Here is a 16,046-nt window from a genome sequence, read left to right on the forward strand (position 1 = left end):
GGGGCGGGATGTCCGTGTCCGGCGGCGGGGACGCCCGGGTGCCGGTACCGTTCTCTCCAGTAGCAGTCGTGGTTCCCGAGCTCGTCTCGCCCGTGATCGCGATCACGGGCGTTTTCACTGCCCTGGATCGCACACGGCGGACCGACCGAGGACATGGCGCCCGCACACCGCGAGCGCTGGTGCGACTGCCCTCGCGAGGAGATCCCAGTATGGCCAGTGGCACCGTTAAGTGGTTCAACGCCGAAAAGGGCTTCGGTTTCATCGAGCAGGACGGCGGCGGCCCGGACGTCTTCGCCCACTACTCCAACATCGCCGCCCAGGGCTTCCGTGAGCTCCAGGAAGGCCAGAAGGTGACCTACGACGTCACTCAGGGCCAGAAGGGCCCGCAGGCGGAGAACATCGTTCCGGCCTGACCCCCTCACGCACGAACCGTGCCCCGGTCCCAGCCACTCGGCTGGGCCCGGGGCACGGCCGTTTCCTGAGCCGTACGGGAGCAGCTCACCGGGCCCGCGGCGCCGCGTCGGTCACCTCTCCTCGGTGAGGAACGGCGGGCGGCCCTGGTCGGTGCGCGAGTCGCGACGGACCGCGGCGGCCTCGGCCAGTTCGGCGACAAAGGCCTCGAGTTCCGCGGCGAGCTCGCTGAACCTGCCGACGTCGCTCCAGCGCGACGGAAGGCGCTTCGCGACGTCGCGAAGTCTCTCTTGGGTCGCGGCAGCGTCCCCGGGGGTGTTCGTCACGGCGGTGACGCTACTGGCGGATTGCGTCGGAGGCCATGGGTTTGCTATGGCCAATGCGCAAACCTCTGGTGGAGTCCGGCCCCAACCCCAGAATCGCACCCCCGGAACGGGCGGCAGGGGGACGTGACGTCGGCGGGGGCGGGGCAGGAATGGGGACGTAACGTCGGCCGGGCCGGGGCCGGGGGCCGGGGCGGGACGGGTACGGGAGCGGGGGCCCTGCTCGACCTAGGCCAGGACCCCCACCCGCGCAGCCTACGGGCCGACCACGGGCCGGTGCACGGCTGCCCCCGTCCAGGACCGACCGGTCCACCGCAGGTTCAGCCCCGGAACCCCTCGGCCTGCAGGCCGTCGAGGATGCGTTCGAGCCCATAGCCGAAGCCGTCCTCCCGGCCGACCTCCGGATCCACCGCCCGGTAGGCCACGTACAACTCCCTGAGGTGCGGGTACGGCTGGGCGGCCCGCTCGGCGGTGGGCAGCAGGGCCGCCACCCACTCCTGCTCGCTCACGCCGCTCCGGGCGATGGTGGTGAGCATCGCGGCCTCACCGGTGGCCATGCCCAGGACGTAGGCGGTGACGGTGGTGATCGCGTCATTGGCCTTCAGCAGCGTGAAGCCGGCCGCCCGGTACAGGCCGAGCATGCCGTCGGACAGGCGCATCATGTTCGGTCCCAGATAGGACAGCCCCGACTCGCCGAGCAGGCCGCCGACCCAGGTGTGCCGCAGGACCATCGCCCGCACGCTGCGGGCGTACTCGACCGTGGCCGCCCGCCAGACCGCCGGGTCGGCGGCGTCGGCACCCTGGAGGTCCGGCGCGCGCAGTTCGCCGTAGACCTCGTCGACGACCAGCTCGACCAGCTCGTCCTTGCTGGGCACATGCCAGTAGATCGAGGTGGCTCCTGATCCCAGCCTGGCCCCGAGCTTGCGCATGCTCAGCGCGGCGATCCCCTCCTCGTCCAGCAGCGCCACCGCCTCGGCCACGATCTGCTCCCGGCCCAGCGCCGACGGCTGGCGCTGCGGACGGCGGGGTCGGGTCCAGACCGAGGCGATCGTCTGCTCCCCGGCGGGCGCTGCGGCGGTCTCTGCGGCGGTCTCTGCGGCCGGCATGGGGCCTCCCTCTGCTCCAGCGTGCTCCGGTTTTGCTCAAGGCCAGCATAGCGACTCTCCAGAACACCGTGCGAGCCACTTGCACACCGTGCGATATGACTCGTACAGTGTGCGAGTCAAAGAACTCGCACACTGTACGAGAATGGGGTGGGCCCGATGGAGACGGTGATGTCCAGCGCGAGGCGCTGGCTGGTGCTGACCGTGCTGTGCCTGAGCACGCTGGTCCTGGTGATCGACAACATGGCGCTGAACGTCGCGGTGCCGTCCCTGGCCCACGACCTGCACGCCGGGTCCGTCGGCATCCAGTGGATCCTGGACTCCTACATCCTGGTGTTCGCCGGACTGCTGCTGCCGGCCGGCAGCCTGGCCGACCGCTTCGGCCGCCGCCGGACGCTGATCACCGGTCTGGTGCTGTTCGGCGGCGCCTCACTGGTCGGCGCATACGCGACCACCGTGGCCGAACTCATCGGCGCGCGGGCGGTGATGGGGATCGGCGGCGCGGTGATGATGCCCAGCATGCTGTCCATCCTGATCACGGTGTTCACCGATCCGGTCGAGATGCGCAAGGCGATCGGCATCTGGAGCACCGTGTCGGTGGTCGGCCTGGTCACAGGACCGGTCGTGGCCGGCGCCCTGATCAGCGAGTTCCGGTGGGGCGCGGTGCTGCTGCTGAACGTCCCGGTCGCGATCGTCGCCGTGCTGGCGGCCCGGGCCTGGATGCCCGAGTCCCGCGGGCCCTGGGCCAAGGCCGATCCGATCGGCGCGGTGCTGTCGGTGGTCGGCATGACCGCCCTGGTCTGGGCGATCATCGAACTGCCGCACGGCGGCCTGTCGAACACGTCCACCCTGCTCGCACTGATCCTCGCCGTGGCGAGCCTGGTGTCGTTCGGGCTGTGGGAGCGCCGCTCCGCCTCCCCGATGGTCCCGCTGGCGCTGTTCCGGAACCGCGACTTCTCCGGCGCCTGCTTCTCGCTGGTGCTGCTGGAGTTCGCCCTCGGCGGCCTGCTGCTGATCCTCACCCAGTACACCCAGTCGGTCCTCGGCTACACCCCCACCGAGGCCGGCCTGGCGCTGATCCCGATGGCGGCCGCCATGATCGCGGTCTCCAGCCTGGCCACCACCCTCGGCAAGAGGATCGGCAACCGACCGATGATCGCCATCGGTCTGGCCGTGATGGCCGCCGGCCTCGGCGTCCTCGCGACGGCCACGGACACCAGCGGCTTCGCGGTGCTGGGCACCGCTCTGGCCCTGCTGGGCGCCGGCGGCGGCCTGGCGATGCCCGCGGCCAGCGCCGCGCTGATGGGCGCCGTCCCGGCCGAGCACGCCGGAGTCGGCTCCGCCCTCAACGACACCGTCCAGCAGACCGGCGCGGCCCTCGGCGTCGCCGCCCTGGGCAGCGTCCTGGCCGGGCGCTACCACGCGGCCATGCCCGGCACGGCGCCCACGGCGGCCAAGTCCTCGATCGGCGACGCCCTGAACGCCGCGGCCCGCCTCCACGACCCCGCCCTGGCCGCCGCCGCCCGCCACGCCTTCACCACGGCGATGAGCGCAGGCTTCCTGATCGGCGCCGCAGCGGTCATCATCGGGGCTGCCCTGGCCGTCATCCTGATCCGCGACCACAGGCCCGAGGCTGAGGCCGCGCCGGACGCCGAAGCCGCGCCCGCCCTCACCCCCGAAGCCATCAGCCACTGACCCCAACGCCCCGCATCCACAAGGCAGTTCAGCCTTCAGGCTTCAGGCTTCAGGCTTCAGGCTTCAGGCTTCAGTCGACGAAGCCGAACCCGAACGCCATGAACGGCATCAGGACCAGCGTCCCGGTGACAGTCACCGCGACGAGGATGTGGTTCCAGGGCCGCGCCCGCCGGGGCGCGGCCCAGGTCGCGATCTCGCCGATGAGTACAGCCGCCAAAAACCACAGCACGGTCTGCTGCCGTGCACTCGCCTCGAACGCGTATATGAAGCCCACCGGCCACCCCCTTGGTCAGGCGCCACACCCTAGCCGCGCAGGCCGGCGACCCAGAGAGGCGGGTCCCGCCTGCCGCCAGGCGGGTTGCGCATTCCGGCATACCTGTTGGGCCGCTGGAGTGACACCAGGTATCGACGTCGAGAGGAAGGGCACAGTCAGCTGATCATGCAGAAGGAGAAAACGATGGACGATGGTGCAGACAGTGCACAGCAGCGCCGGATCCCGCCGGTCGAGATGGGCCCGATGCTCGGCCGGGCGCGGATGCGCGCCGGGCTGCGCGGCCGGGAGTGCGCCCGGTTGCTGGGCATCCCGCCCGGCTACCTGGTCGGCCTGGAAACGGGACAGCGCTGCCCGTCCCTGACCATCGCGGAGCGCATCGCCGGCATCCTGGCCCTGGACGAGACGGAGCTCGGCATCCTCCTCTCCGGTTCGATCACCGACGCCGGCCCCGACCACGCAGGCCGCGACCACGCCGAACGCGGCCACCCGGCCAGACGCGCAGCCTGATCCCGACGCCCGCCGCGACGCCCGCCCCTCGATCACTCCCCGTCCCCGCTGGGGAGTGATCGGCAGTCGTCACCCCGGGGCACTCCCCATCCCCCTTGCGCGGACGTCTCGTACACCCCACGACCTACCGCCCGTCACAGTTCGTCCCCAACCCCGGCCCGGACCTCCTCGCCCCCGCCGTTCTCCCCCATCAGACCTCAGCTGACTTTGCATAAGCAGAGCTCTGCCCCGATGAACTCCTCACCGCGCTGAACACCGAGGCGGGCCACGAGAGCATCACCGCCCTCCTCAAGCAGCACAGAGCCATGAAGCGGTAGCGCCGTCCCCGCTCCGCCGCCGCCGCACGTTTCCTGCCGCGCCAATCGGGCAACCGCGCCACATGGCAGCCAACGAGAACACCAATGACGACCACCTGCTTCTCGCCGCCGACACCAACGGCGACGGCAAGCCCGACCTGTGGGCCACCGACACCACCGGCGACGGCAAAGCGGACCTGTTCCAGTTCGACACCACCGGCAGCGGCGAGCCCGACATCACCCTCACCGACGTCGACGAGGAGGGCCGCGCCAAGCACATCGTCGAGGGCGACGCCGGACACCCCGTCCAGGCGTGACCCCCACCAGCGGGCGCAGACTCAGCCGAGTCTGCGCCCGCTTTCTCCCCACTCCTGACGACTCCTCAGGACTTTTCGCATCTCCTCACATCTCCTCAGGACTCCTCCGGCGCACCAAGAAGTTCGGGCCCGTCATTCCGCACCGAATTGACCGCGCTGGACACCGCCCGCACGTCCAACTCCCCGCCGGCCGGGGCCTGGAGAAGCGCGCGCAGATCGTCGACATCCGTGTGCTCGGGGTTCAGCCAGTCGCCGTAGTGCTCCGTGCCGACGGTCAGCGGCATACGGGGGTGGACCCGCCCGGCGCTGTCGGTGGCCTCGGTGGTGATGATCGTGCAACTGACGACCCAGGGGCCGTCCTTCGGCCCGGCCGGGTCGCGCCAGAACTCGTACAGCCCGGCCATCGCCATCGCGGTGCCGTCGGCGGGGTGGATGAAGTACGGCTGCTTGCGCGCCTTGGTGCCCTTGCCGGCCGGGACGGCCTCCCACTCGTAGAACCCGTCGGCGGGCAGAAGGCACCTGCGGCTGCTGAAGGCACGACGGTAGGCGGGCTTCTCGTGGACGGTCTCCACCCGGGCGTTGATCATCCTCGCCCCGACGGACAGGTCCTTCGCCCAGGACGGAACCAACCCCCACCGCAGCGCCCGCACCTCACGTCCGCGCGGCTCGGCCCCGTCCTTCGCCGCACGCTCCAGCACCCCCCACACCAGATCAGTCGGCGCAACGTTCCACGACGGCGGCAGCACCACATCCGGACCCGGCGGCTGCGCCCGGAACTCGGTCGCCAGATCCAGCGGGCTCCGGGATGACACATATCGACCGCACATTTTCCCTCTACCGTCCGCGTGTTGAAGGGCTGTGGAAGTGGCGGCTCAACGCACCGCAGAACCCGGGCCGGAGCGGCGCGTCGAAGTCCAACCGGGAGCCGGCTGCGTTCGCGACCTTCTTCACGTGGGCGCATAGAAACCAGTATGTGCCGGTGTGCCCGGTTTCGACGCGCAAGGCCATCGGCCCGCGACATCGAGTCGTACACCGACTCCCCCCCGGGCCCGGTCCGTGATTCCGCCGCGACGCCCTACGTACAGCAGCCCCATCCGCGAGTAGCCCCGCGCTTGATCAGTCGGGTAGAGCGGGCCTCCAGGCCTGAGCAGCTGACTGGGACGGCCGCCGGTTGCGCCGTTGTAAGCGCACGCGATCAAGTCGAGGCCGTCGACAAAGAGAGACGTGTGTACGGCGCTGCACGTGGGTGGCCCAGGGCAGGCGGCAATCAGCAGCGTGCTGACTGAGTCGTGCCCCTGGCGATCCGCAAAAGCCGGCGCACACCAGGCGCGGGGACTTACGCGGCATCCGATCTTCGCGACATCACGGTCCTGATGGCAGGTGGCCCATGGTCCGTCCGGCAGTTCCATTGCCCGGCGGCGTGCGCGACACCGACCTCTGGCCAGGTCAAGTCCACCACTTTTGTGAGGAGTCCTAAGGCAGGGGTGCTTCGGGCAGACTGGGGTGATGAGCTTCGGGGCGGGGCATGGCGAGGGTGGCTGGGACGATGACGGGGCCCTCCGGGCTGCGTTGAAACATACGGCCGAGGAACTCGGGCTCCCCCTGCCTGAGTCGGACTCGAAATGGGGTCGCATCGCGGAGTACCGCGACGCGGGGAGCGGTCGGCGCGTGACGGTGTACCCGCCCGCCGAGGGGCGGCGGCGGACCTTCCAGGTGAACCTTCAGGGCAACGGCGCGCGCCTGGCGTGTGGGTCGACCGCGGACCTGACCGAGGTCGTCAGGGCGACGGCGGCATGGTCGGGCGGCGCGGGGCTTGAGGAGACGCGGGCGCGCGCCTCGTTCGTCCGGTTCAGGCCCTGGGCCCTCACCCACGAGCGGGAGCCGTTCGGTGCCGTCGAGTTGACGTGGCAGGCCAAGCTCGACCGTATTCACATGCCGCCCTATGACCGGCACCCGCGCGCCCACGCCCTGCTGGCGGCGGCGTACGCCCAGCCGGTGCTGCGCCGGCTGATGCCGGTCAACAGCCACTTCAACCTCTGGTTCTCCACCGGTGTCGAGGAGTTCTGGAAGAGTCGGGTCGGGTATGTCATCCACAACACCAGTGCGTTAAGCCTGTGACCTGCGGCGCAACCCCGGCGTGAACGTCGAACGGGACTCCTGATAGATCATCTTGCTGCCAAGCTCGGATGATCATCGGGAGTCCCGTTGCGCGATCAGTCTGCCACCACGCCCGCCATGCAGGTGATCCCGGGGGTCTACGCGCCGGGCCACTTGGGCGAGTTGACCCAGATCGTGGATTTTGCCCTGGTGGACGCCGTGCTGGAGGAGACCGGGGCGCGGGAGAAGCGGCTGCGGCTGCTGCCCGCCCGCGTGATGGTGTACTTCGTCCTGGCTCTCGCGCTGTTCGAGCACGCCTCGTACCGGGCGGTGTGGGGAAAGCTGACCGCGCACCTGCCCGCGGCCGTGATCGTCCGGCCAGCCGTCTCCTCGCTCGCCCGGGCGAGGCGCCGCCTGGGTGCCCGCCCCCTCAAGGTGCTGTTCGAGACGCTGGCGGGTCCTGTCGGCGAGCGCCACCGCCCCGGCTCCTTCTACCGGGGGCTGCGCACAGTGGCCGTCGACGGCACCAGTCTGCACGTGCCCGAAGACGCGCAGGTCACCTGGCTCTATCCCAAACGGGTCGGCGAGAAGAGGGAGTTCGGCTACCCGCTGCTACGCCTGCTGGTGATCGTCGAGTGCGGCACCCGGGCTCTGCTGGGCGCGGCCTTCGGCCCCGAGGCAACCGGTGAACTACCCTACGCCACACGCCTGTTGCACGTGCTAGACGCGTCGATGCTGCTGCTGGCCGACGCGGGCTTCGACGCCGTGCACTTCCTGGCCGACACCGCCGCGACCGGCGCCCACTTCCTGGTGCGCTCGGGCGCCAGCCGCTGCCCCACCGCCCTTCAACACCTCGCAGACGGCTCCTACCTGGCCCGCCTGCGCGCCCCCTACCGGGCCGGCCTGGGCTACTCGCCCCTGCCGGTGCGCGTGATCGAGGCCGAGGTCACCGTGACTCTGTCCGACGGCACCGTACGCACCGAGCAGTGGCGCCTGCTCACCAGCCTCCTCGACCACACCACCCACCCCGCAAGCGAACTCCTGCACCTCTACCACGAGCGATGGCAGGCGGAGACCGCCTATTTTTCGATCAAGGCCAGCATCCTGGACGGCCGCGTCCTACGCTCGCGCAGCATCGACGGCCTCGACCAGGAGGTCTGGGCACTGCTGACCGCCTACCAGGTGCTGATTCGCGCCGCTGCCGACGCGATCACCGACCAGCCCGCCCTGGATATGGACCGCCTCAGCTTCACCGTGCTGCTGCAGGCCGCCGCAGACACCGTCCTGACCGCCGCCGGCACCACGATCCAGGACAAGGCCGACCTGGTGGGAAGGATCGGCGCAGCGATCCTCGCCGACCTGTGGCCCGCGCACCGCCGACAGCGCGTCAAGGCCCGCAGCAAGAAGAACACCACCAGCAAATACGCCCCGAACGCGGGCAAGCACCCCCAGAGCGCACCCACCTACACCTTCAGCGCCAAGATCGGAATGCTGGAGAACGGACTCACTGCCCGCCCACGACGCTGACAGCCACGCAGGCCACGGTTGCACCGCAGGTCAACGCCCTAACGCACTGGTGTTGATGTCATCCACCCCTACGACCAGGGGCTCTACGGGGTGTGGAACCAAGGCGAGCCGGTCGCACGCACCGGGACGCCGGAGGAAGCCGTGGCCCTCATGGCGGCTGCCCTCCCAGAGGGGCTCGGGCCGGCCAGCTGAGGCGACGTGGTGGACCGTGGGCAGCACGCAGGGCTTCTGCAGCACGGGAAGTCGGACCGGCCGCGTTCCCGTGATGAGGGCGAGATCCGTAAAAATCAGGCCATAGCCAGCATCAACTACCCACCGTCTCGGATCTTTGGCCGGGTAATTGATCCTTCGTCTGGTGCGCGGCAGGCTGCTCCAGGCTGTGATCGTAGAGGTGGTCGTGGGGCGTCGCCCGGGAGTGTTCGTCCGGCCCCAGGCCGAGGAGCAACTTCGCCCCCCGACTCACCTATCCGCGGCTGGACCGGCTACCCGGCGAAGGCAGCAGAGCACCTCAGCCAGCGACCGGGAACGGATCACAAGGCCGAGAGGACCAGTCCACCGCCCAAGGCACTCCCCGAGCAGGGATTGAGGATCGCTGGGCAGGGGTTCCACAGCTCCACCCCGGCCCTGATCAACTCCACTACCGCGCATTGCTCGTCGGGAGTCCACGTGGCGACTTGCCTTCGAACAGTTTCTCGTAGGCGCTGTTGTGCGCTGTTCCCTGCTCCGGCAACCGGTGGACCGCATCGAGGCCTCGGGCCTGACAAGCTTCCGGCCACGTCGGCGCGCATATACCCGGGCCTGCCGGACAGTCACAAACACTGGCACGTGCCAGCGGCCCGCTTGCTACACCGCAAACACCCGTTCGAGTTCGTCACCCAGACCGCCGATCCACAGAACCACGGCACTGCGTCCGCGCCCACGCACCCGGTACGGATGGAGACCCCCACCTCCGCGGCGGCGTCCGGGCGCGAATACCTCTGCCCTCTCGACCTTTGTCACGCCCTCACACTGACAGGCCACGCAAGATCCGTCGCGGCATATCTCCGCAGCGTCTGGCGGTTGTACCCCGCGGGGCAGGCGCCGTCAGTGGCGGTGTCGGGTGAGCAGCCGTAGGACGGTTGCGCCGGCCATGCCACCGACGAGGATCGCAACGCCCTTGCCCACGGAGTCGACCCAGGAGTGCGGCGGGATCAGCACGTGGTCGATCACGGTCGCCACGCAGGCGCACACGGTCAGGCCCGCTGCTGCGGTCAGCCAGTACCACCACCGGTTCGTGCCAGCTACCCGATCGGGCTTCATGGGAGCTGCCGCTGGTGGCGGCGGACGATCCCGGCCAGCATCAGCCCAGCGGCGACAAAGCCGACCGCTCCCACCGCGATCCACCACCCACCGAGGATGCACGCCACGACGGCGATCACGAGGAGCGCTGCCACCCCGATCCAGTCCCCGCTCTTCTGGTAGAGCACGGAGTTCTTCAGGGCGGGGTCCTCGCGGCGTTGGCTGCGGTAGATCTGCATCAGGCGGTGGCGTGTGCCGGGTTCGGTCATGAATTGCCCCTGCCCCGAGCCGGCGAGTTTGCTCAGGGCGCAGTTGGGAGAATCCCGAGGGCATGGCCCCCTGGCGGCACAAGGCTGAGGAGTCGGCATCGCCGCAGACCGACTTCCGGCTGCCACTCCGAGGTGCTCGACCATCCGGAACGAGACGTCACAGGATGGCAAATCCGCCGCCTCGGTCAGGGTCGCCCTGCCACGGTGAATCCCCACCGACCAGCAAGGGGAACCACCATGGGCTTCATGAACGACTCCAAGGCCGCCGACGCCGCCAAGCAGGCTCAGAAGGCCTACGCCAACGGCGATCAGGTCCTCGTCTACAAGTTCATCGAAGCCAACGCGACCAGCAAGACCACCGCACCCATGACCGGAGTCGCCCCGCAGATCGAAGCCGTCGAAGCCGCCGGCTGGACGCTCTACAACCTGGCCGCCGCCGAAGGAAAGACCCTCACCGGCGAACGCATCGCCCTGGTCTGCCTCTTCCGTCGAAGGGTCTGACCTCTGACCACAAAGGTTGTCGCAATCAGCGGGCTGCGAGGGGTTCAAGTCCCCGGAGAGATCAATCCGACAGGTCCGCAGTTCCTCGGAGCAGGTCTGCGACGAACTCACCAGCCCGGAACTCTCCTGAGTGGGTTTGACCGACGAGTTCGTCGACGGGGTTCAGGAACCACCGAACGCATTCGGCGAAGACGTCCGGCTGGTCATGGTGGACGACGTGCCCGGCGGGCATTGCCACCATTGATGGAGAACGGCCCGCCTCCGAGGCGCCGGCCAGTACCGCCCGCCTGCGGCCACCCGCACGTCGATCAGCTGCGAAGATGCTGTTCCGTGTACGCCATGGCTCCCATCCTGCCCAGTACTTGTACCGATTCCCGGGGCAACTTCCCCAACCCCCCGCCCGGTTACTGCGGCAGAGCCTACGATCCCGGTGTGACTGAACCCTCGGACTACGAGCTCGAAGCGTGGCGTGACATCCAGCGCTTCAAAGGCCGCCCGCTGTCCCGCAAGATGGGCGAGGCCGGTGAGCACCTGGCCGTCAGCGCAGCGAAACTCGGCAGGCGCGCGGCCAAGCAATTGGAGAGCCACCCGCGGGCCCTGTCCGCGGTGACGCGCGGACAGGAGATCGTCGCCAAAGGCGCCCAGAAGGCGGGTACCGCCGCGCGCGGTGCCACCGACGCACTGCCCGACTGGAGCAGCACGGTCCTCCACTCCACCCGGCAGACGGTGGGGCGACTGTCACGAGCAGGGCTGACCCCCGCACGGGTGGTGAAGCGCCATCAGAAGCGCGGCCATGATGTGACGTCGCTGGCCGACCTTCGCCGACTCGATCTGGAGCAGATCGACGCCGCTCGGGGACGCGGGGCCAGTTGGTACTACCCGGCCGCCGCGGCGCTGTCGGGAGCGACGGCGGGGCTGGTGATCTCGGGCGGGGAGCTGGTCGTCGTCGCCTCCGCGGGGGCTGCGTCGGCGCCCTCGGGAGGGATGATCGTGGGTGCCCTCGCGGGCGACGCCGCGATCGTCCTCGGGCTGGCGTCCCGGGTGGTCGGACATGTGTCGCTGTTCTACGGCTACGACCCCGAATCGCCCGCCGAGAAGCTGTTCGTGATGTCCGTGGTCAACGCCGGTACGGCGGTGTCGGCCTCCGCCAAGACCGCTGCGATGGCTGACATATCCCGGCTCACCCAGGCACTCGTGCGCGGCAAGGCATGGAACGTCCTGAGCGATTCCGTGGTCGCCAGGGTCTCCGTGGAGTTCGCCAGGGCATTCGGCATACGCCTCACCAAGAAGGGCCTCGGCAAGGTCGTTCCCGGGGTCGGGATCCTCGTGGGCAGCACCCTCAACTGGTCCACGCTGGAGCAGATCGTCGACACCGCCGACATGGCCTACCGACGCCGGTTCCTCCTCGAGAAGTATCCGCACCTCAGCAACGAGGAGGCGACCGGTTCGTTCCTGGACGCCGACGAGGACGAGGACGACGTGGACTCCACCGACGAGCCGATCAGCGTCCTCACCGAACTCTCCAAGGCAGGCGGACCCGACCTTCCCTGATCAACCAGTTGGTCCTGCTGATCTCCCCCCGATCCGACTGCACGACCTGCGCCACGGTGCCGTCAGCCTCGCGATCGCCGCCGGCCTCGACTTCAAAACTATCTCCGTTCGAGTCGGGCACAGCAGAACAGTTACCACCGTCGACACCTACATGTCCGTACTCCCTGAGCTGGCCCGCAGTGGCTCAGAGGCCGTGGCACAGCTCCTCCTGGACGGTGTGAACGAGATCCCCCGCACCATCCGCCAGCAGCCCAAACGCGGCAGGCACCGCAGGAAGAACGCACCCGGCACCCAGGAATCCGCGCATTCCCGCAGTTCAGACTAGGGTTCCACCCCACGTTGCCGTGCCTCTGCGACCCACCCGGGTCCCACCCATGACTCACCACAGAGCCGAACATACGAAAGGGCGTCTCCCTCGTGAGGGAAACGCCCTGGTCAAGCATGCATTGATCTTGTGGGCCGTGTGGGACTCGAACCCACAACCTATGGATTAAAAGTCCACAGCTCTGCCAATTGAGCTAACGGCCCGTCAGCTTGGCGGGGACCCGTAGGCGGGTTGCCAGCCACCGTGATCCTACCCGGTGATGCGGGGGCTGTGGCCACTGCCTTTCCGTGCCTTCGCCCGGGCGGGCTACCGGGGCGCCGGCGGCGGGGCGAGGGCGGGCTGCCTCACCGCGTCCAGCTTGCCGGGAACGCGGGAGGGCCGCTGTTTCCACCCGACTTCTCGGGTGGAAACAGCGGCCCTCCGCGCTAAGTCAGCTCTCAGTCAGCGCTGAGTGCTTCACGTGCGTGCGTGCGTGCGTCAGTTCTTCCAGCGCGGCTTGTTGTCGCGGTCGCCGAACGAGCGGCTCGGGCCGCCCGAGGACGGGCGGTCGTCGCGGCGCTGGAAACCACCGGAGCGGTTGTCGCGGTCACCGAAGGAGCGGCTGCCGCCGGTCGAGGCCGGGCGGTGGTCGTCGCGGCGGCCGAAGGCCGGGCGGCTGCTGCCGGAGGCCGGACGGTCGCCGTAGGAGCGGCCGGCGCCCGAGGCGGGACGGTCGTCGCGGCTCTGGTACGGAGTGGACGGACGCCCGCTGCGCTCACCGAAGCTGCTGCCGCCGCCGTTGCTACGACCCTGGTAGCCGCCCGAGGAGCGGTTGTCGCGGTCGCCGAACGAGCGGCTCGCGCCACCCGAGGACGGACGGTCGTCGCGACGCTGGAAACCACCGGAGCGGTTGTCCCGGTCGCCGAACGAGCGGCTCGCGCCACCCGAGGAGGGACGGTCGTCCCGGCGCTGGAAACCACCGGAGCGGTTGTCCCGGTCACCGAACGAGCGGCTCGCGCCACCGGCGGCCGGACGGTCGTCGCGACGCTGGTAGCCACCGCGGTCGCCGCCGCGGTCACTGCCGCGCTCGCCACCACGGTCGTCACGGCGCTGGAACCCGCCGCGGTCGCCGCCGCGGTCATCCCGGCGCTGGTAGTTGCCGCGGTCGTCACGGCCACCGCGGTCGTCGCGCGAGGAGGTGCTGCGCGCCGGACGGGTGTCCTCCACCTCGGCGGAGGAGCCCTGCGCCGGGACGGTGGCCGCGATCGCGGTCCCGGCCTCGGCGCCCTCGACCGGAGCGGTCGTCTCGTCGTCCTCGATGCCCAGCTCGGCCCGCTCGCGGGCCGCACGGGCCTGCAGGCGGTCGGCGTCGGCCCGCAGGTCGGCGGCGTGCTTGGTGGCACGCTCCAGCTCGCGGGTCAGGTCCTGGACGTCACGCTCGGCCTGCTTGGCCTGGGTGGCGACCGACTCGGCCTGGACGTCGCTCAGCGAACGAGCGCCGGTGATCTTGATCAGGTCGGCGTCGAAAGCGCCGCCGACGATGTGGCGGGTGGCCTCGACCCCGGCGTCCTCAAGCAGGCGGAACAGCGGAACACGCCGCGGCGCTGGTGCGGAAGGATCAGGGTGACGACCGTGCCGGAGCGGCCGGCTCGCGCCGTACGGCCCGAGCGGTGCAGGTAGTCCTTGTGGTCCCCGGCCGGGTCGACGTTCAGCACCAGGTCGACGTCGTCGACGTGGATGCCGCGCGCCGCGACGTCCGTCGCGACCAGGACGTTGACGTAGCCGTCCTTGAAGTCGCCCAGGGTGGCGGTGCGCGCGCCCTGGGTCATGCCGCCGTGCAGGGCGTCGGCCAGCACGCCGGCGTCGCGCAGCTGCTCGGCGACGCGGTCGCAGCCCATCTGGGTGCGGACGAAGATGATCGTCCGGCCCTTGCGGGCGGCGATGGCGTTGGTGATCGGGGCCTTGTCCTTGGGCTTCACGACCAGGACGTGGTGGGTCATGGTGGTGACGGCGCCGGCCGACGGGTCGACCTCGTGCGTCACCGGGTTCTTGAGGTAGCGCTTGACCAGCGAGTCGATCTCGTTCTCCAGCGTGGCGGAGAACAGCATCCGCTGGCCGCCGGCCGGGACCTGGTCGAGGATCTCGGTGACCTCGGGCAGGAAGCCCATGTCGGCCATCTGGTCGGCCTCGTCCAGGACGATGACCTCGGTCTCGTCCAGCTTGCAGGCGCCGCGGTTGAGCAGGTCGCGCAGGCGGCCGGGGGTGGCGACGAGGACGTCGACGCCGCGCTCCAGCGCGTAGATCTGGTTGGACATCGAGGTACCGCCGCAGACGACCTTGAGCTTGAGGCCGAGCACCGAGCCGTACGGCTCCAGCGCGTCGGCGACCTGCATGGCCAACTCGCGGGTCGGCACCAGGATCAGGCCGCGCGGACGCTTGGCCTGGCTGCGGCTGCCGCCGAGGCGGGTGAGCAGCGGCAGGCCGAAGGCCAGCGTCTTGCCGGAGCCGGTGCGGCCACGGCCGAGGACGTCCTTGCCGTCCAGCGCGTCCGGGATGGTCGCGGCCTGGATCGGGAAGGGCTCGGTGACGCCGCGCTTGGCGAGCGTACGGACCAGGTCCTGGTGCAGGCCCAGGCTGCCGAAGGTGATCGTCGGCTCAGCGGGCTCGACGGGCTCAGCGGGCTCGATGGTGATGTCGGCCTCAGCGGCCTCGTCGGCCGGGGCGGTCTCGGCCTCGGTGGTGACGGTGGTGTCGGTTGCGGTGTCCACGGACTCGACGGAGTCCGTGATGACGGTGGCGGCGGGAGCCTCGATGCCGTTTTCGGGCATGGCGAAGCGGTCGTCGTCAACGAGAGACATGAAGAACCTTCCGGATGTTGGCACGCGCCAAGTCCGCGGGGTTCACCTACAACCGCCTCAATGCGGTCAGCCACGGAGTGCACGGTACGCGCCAGGGCGCCTGTTGGGAGTAAATAGCGGCGCCGGGCAAATGAAACAAACTAACGATCTACCAAGATAGCCTACGGTCGGCCTCAGCTGCAAACAGCCCAACCTGGGCCTGCGGCGCCGAGGGCCTCACCCCTTTCTCAGCAAGCGCGACGCCGCGGTTGTTCCCGTTCCGCTCCTGCTTTTCAGGAGGGCGGGTGCTTCAGGAGGACGGGCGCTTTCAGGAGGACGGGGTCGACGTGGCCGACGCGGGCGGCGGCTGGGACGCGGGCGGCGGGTCGCTGGGACCGGAGGAGGCGGGCGGAGCAGCCGTGGGGCTCGCGGACGCACTCGGCGCGCCGGTGGCACCGCCCGCGGACGTACCGCCGCCGCCGCCCGCCGCAGCGCCCTGAGTCGGCACGCCGCCGCCCGAACCGCCGGCCGGCGGCCGTACGCCCACACCGGCCACCACCCCGGGCGGAAGCGGCTTGACCCCGCCGTCGGCACCGCTGGCACCCGGGCTGGGCACCGCAGTTGACGAGGCGCCGGGAGACTGTCGGTGCTTGTCACCGGCCCGCGCGCGCACCGCTCCGTCCTGCGAGCCCGCGGTGGCGGAGGGACCGCCCACCACCGGGGTTCCGGCCGACCCCGGCTGACCGGAACCGCCCA

16 protein-coding genes, 1 tRNA gene and 1 pseudogene are annotated in these 16,046 nt (G+C 70.0%); 10 read left to right on the forward strand and 8 right to left on the reverse strand.

Annotation, left to right across the window (positions count from 1 at the left end):
* The first annotated feature begins 209 nt into the window (after nt 1-209).
* Nucleotides 210-413 carry a cold-shock protein gene (locus ACXKR8_RS22820; RefSeq protein ID WP_458274732.1) on the forward strand — a complete coding sequence of 68 codons (204 nt, stop codon included), beginning with the start codon at nt 210-212 and terminating at the stop codon, nt 411-413.
* Nucleotides 414-524: 111 nt separating this feature from the next.
* Here ACXKR8_RS22820 and ACXKR8_RS22825 read toward each other — a convergent pair whose 3' ends face one another.
* Entirely contained in the window at nt 525-737 is a 213-nt protein-coding gene (locus ACXKR8_RS22825) for a hypothetical protein (protein ID WP_458274733.1), read from the reverse strand.
* A gap of 317 nt (nt 738-1,054) precedes the next feature.
* Nucleotides 1,055-1,840: a TetR/AcrR family transcriptional regulator gene (locus tag ACXKR8_RS22830; protein WP_458274734.1), complete on the reverse strand. Its 786-nt coding sequence runs from the start codon at nt 1,838-1,840 to the stop codon at nt 1,055-1,057.
* Nucleotides 1,841-2,008: 168 nt separating this feature from the next.
* On the opposite strand from ACXKR8_RS22830, the gene ACXKR8_RS22835 reads away from it, so the two are divergent.
* Entirely contained in the window at nt 2,009-3,532 is a 1,524-nt protein-coding gene (locus ACXKR8_RS22835; RefSeq protein ID WP_458274735.1) for an MFS transporter, read from the forward strand.
* Between the two features lie 70 nt (nt 3,533-3,602).
* Here ACXKR8_RS22835 and ACXKR8_RS22840 read toward each other — a convergent pair whose 3' ends face one another.
* Nucleotides 3,603-3,806, reverse strand: coding sequence for a hypothetical protein (locus tag ACXKR8_RS22840; protein ID WP_458274736.1), 204 nt, complete (start codon nt 3,804-3,806; stop codon nt 3,603-3,605).
* 183 nt (nt 3,807-3,989) lie between these two features.
* Here ACXKR8_RS22840 and ACXKR8_RS22845 point away from each other — a divergent pair, with 183 nt between their 5' ends.
* Complete coding sequence (locus ACXKR8_RS22845; RefSeq protein WP_458274737.1) at nt 3,990-4,313, forward strand: helix-turn-helix domain-containing protein; 324 nt, start codon at nt 3,990-3,992, stop codon at nt 4,311-4,313.
* Nucleotides 4,314-4,692: 379 nt separating this feature from the next.
* Nucleotides 4,693-4,926, forward strand: coding sequence for a hypothetical protein (locus ACXKR8_RS22850; protein ID WP_458274738.1), 234 nt, complete (start codon nt 4,693-4,695; stop codon nt 4,924-4,926).
* Nucleotides 4,927-5,021: 95 nt separating this feature from the next.
* Here the strand turns inward: ACXKR8_RS22850 and ACXKR8_RS22855 are convergent, their stop codons facing one another.
* Complete coding sequence (locus ACXKR8_RS22855) at nt 5,022-5,753, reverse strand: SOS response-associated peptidase (RefSeq protein WP_458274739.1); 732 nt, start codon at nt 5,751-5,753, stop codon at nt 5,022-5,024.
* 679 nt (nt 5,754-6,432) lie between these two features.
* Here ACXKR8_RS22855 and ACXKR8_RS22860 point away from each other — a divergent pair.
* From ACXKR8_RS22860 to ACXKR8_RS22870, 3 genes are all read left to right on the forward strand, one after another.
* Nucleotides 6,433-7,044: a DUF6193 family natural product biosynthesis protein gene (locus ACXKR8_RS22860; RefSeq protein ID WP_458274740.1), complete on the forward strand. Its 612-nt coding sequence runs from the start codon at nt 6,433-6,435 to the stop codon at nt 7,042-7,044.
* 87 nt (nt 7,045-7,131) lie between these two features.
* Complete coding sequence (locus ACXKR8_RS22865; RefSeq protein WP_458267007.1) at nt 7,132-8,550, forward strand: IS4 family transposase; 1,419 nt, start codon at nt 7,132-7,134, stop codon at nt 8,548-8,550.
* Nucleotides 8,551-8,610: 60 nt separating this feature from the next.
* Complete coding sequence (locus ACXKR8_RS22870) at nt 8,611-8,742, forward strand: DUF6193 family natural product biosynthesis protein (RefSeq protein WP_458275064.1); 132 nt, start codon at nt 8,611-8,613, stop codon at nt 8,740-8,742.
* A gap of 891 nt (nt 8,743-9,633) precedes the next feature.
* On the opposite strand, the gene ACXKR8_RS22875 is transcribed toward ACXKR8_RS22870, so the two are convergent.
* Entirely contained in the window at nt 9,634-9,768 is a 135-nt protein-coding gene (locus ACXKR8_RS22875; RefSeq protein ID WP_458274741.1) for a hypothetical protein, read from the reverse strand.
* Between the two features lie 77 nt (nt 9,769-9,845).
* Nucleotides 9,846-10,097 (reverse strand): DUF3040 domain-containing protein, encoded by a 252-nt coding sequence (locus tag ACXKR8_RS22880; RefSeq protein WP_458274742.1) that lies wholly within the window; start codon nt 10,095-10,097, stop codon nt 9,846-9,848.
* Nucleotides 10,098-10,343: 246 nt separating this feature from the next.
* Here ACXKR8_RS22880 and ACXKR8_RS22885 point away from each other — a divergent pair, with 246 nt between their 5' ends.
* Complete coding sequence (locus tag ACXKR8_RS22885; protein ID WP_458274743.1) at nt 10,344-10,598, forward strand: hypothetical protein; 255 nt, start codon at nt 10,344-10,346, stop codon at nt 10,596-10,598.
* Between the two features lie 432 nt (nt 10,599-11,030).
* A complete protein-coding gene (locus ACXKR8_RS22890) occupies nt 11,031-12,149 on the forward strand; it encodes an EcsC family protein (protein ID WP_458274744.1) in 1,119 nt (372 codons plus the stop codon).
* 455 nt (nt 12,150-12,604) lie between these two features.
* Here ACXKR8_RS22890 and ACXKR8_RS22895 read toward each other — a convergent pair.
* Together ACXKR8_RS22895 and ACXKR8_RS22900 are read right to left on the reverse strand one after the other, a co-directional pair.
* A tRNA-Lys gene (locus ACXKR8_RS22895) sits at nt 12,605-12,677 on the reverse strand.
* A gap of 274 nt (nt 12,678-12,951) precedes the next feature.
* Nucleotides 12,952-15,311, reverse strand: a pseudogene (locus tag ACXKR8_RS22900) (DEAD/DEAH box helicase).
* A gap of 284 nt (nt 15,312-15,595) precedes the next feature.
* On the opposite strand from ACXKR8_RS22900, the gene ACXKR8_RS22905 reads away from it, so the two are divergent.
* A complete protein-coding gene (locus ACXKR8_RS22905) occupies nt 15,596-15,790 on the forward strand; it encodes a hypothetical protein (protein WP_458274746.1) in 195 nt (64 codons plus the stop codon).
* The last annotated feature ends 256 nt before the right edge of the window (nt 15,791-16,046 follow it).

The sequence above is a fragment of the Streptacidiphilus sp. PAMC 29251 genome, assembly GCF_054208735.2.

Bases quoted from the DNA above. Each gene is read 5' to 3' on its own strand.
- ACXKR8_RS22820 (WP_458274732.1), top strand. From the start codon at position 210: ATGGCCAGTGGCACCGTTAAGTGGTTCAACGCCGAAAAGGGCTTCGGT.
- ACXKR8_RS22830 (WP_458274734.1), bottom strand. From the start codon at position 1,840: ATGCCGGCCGCAGAGACCGCCGCAGAGACCGCCGCAGCGCCCGCCGGG.
- ACXKR8_RS22835 (WP_458274735.1), top strand. From the start codon at position 2,009: ATGTCCAGCGCGAGGCGCTGGCTGGTGCTGACCGTGCTGTGCCTGAGC.
- ACXKR8_RS22845 (WP_458274737.1), top strand. From the start codon at position 3,990: ATGGACGATGGTGCAGACAGTGCACAGCAGCGCCGGATCCCGCCGGTC.
- ACXKR8_RS22850 (WP_458274738.1), top strand. From the start codon at position 4,693: ATGGCAGCCAACGAGAACACCAATGACGACCACCTGCTTCTCGCCGCC.
- ACXKR8_RS22855 (WP_458274739.1), bottom strand. From the start codon at position 5,753: ATGTGCGGTCGATATGTGTCATCCCGGAGCCCGCTGGATCTGGCGACC.
- ACXKR8_RS22860 (WP_458274740.1), top strand. From the start codon at position 6,433: ATGAGCTTCGGGGCGGGGCATGGCGAGGGTGGCTGGGACGATGACGGG.
- ACXKR8_RS22880 (WP_458274742.1), bottom strand. From the start codon at position 10,097: ATGACCGAACCCGGCACACGCCACCGCCTGATGCAGATCTACCGCAGC.
- ACXKR8_RS22885 (WP_458274743.1), top strand. From the start codon at position 10,344: ATGAACGACTCCAAGGCCGCCGACGCCGCCAAGCAGGCTCAGAAGGCC.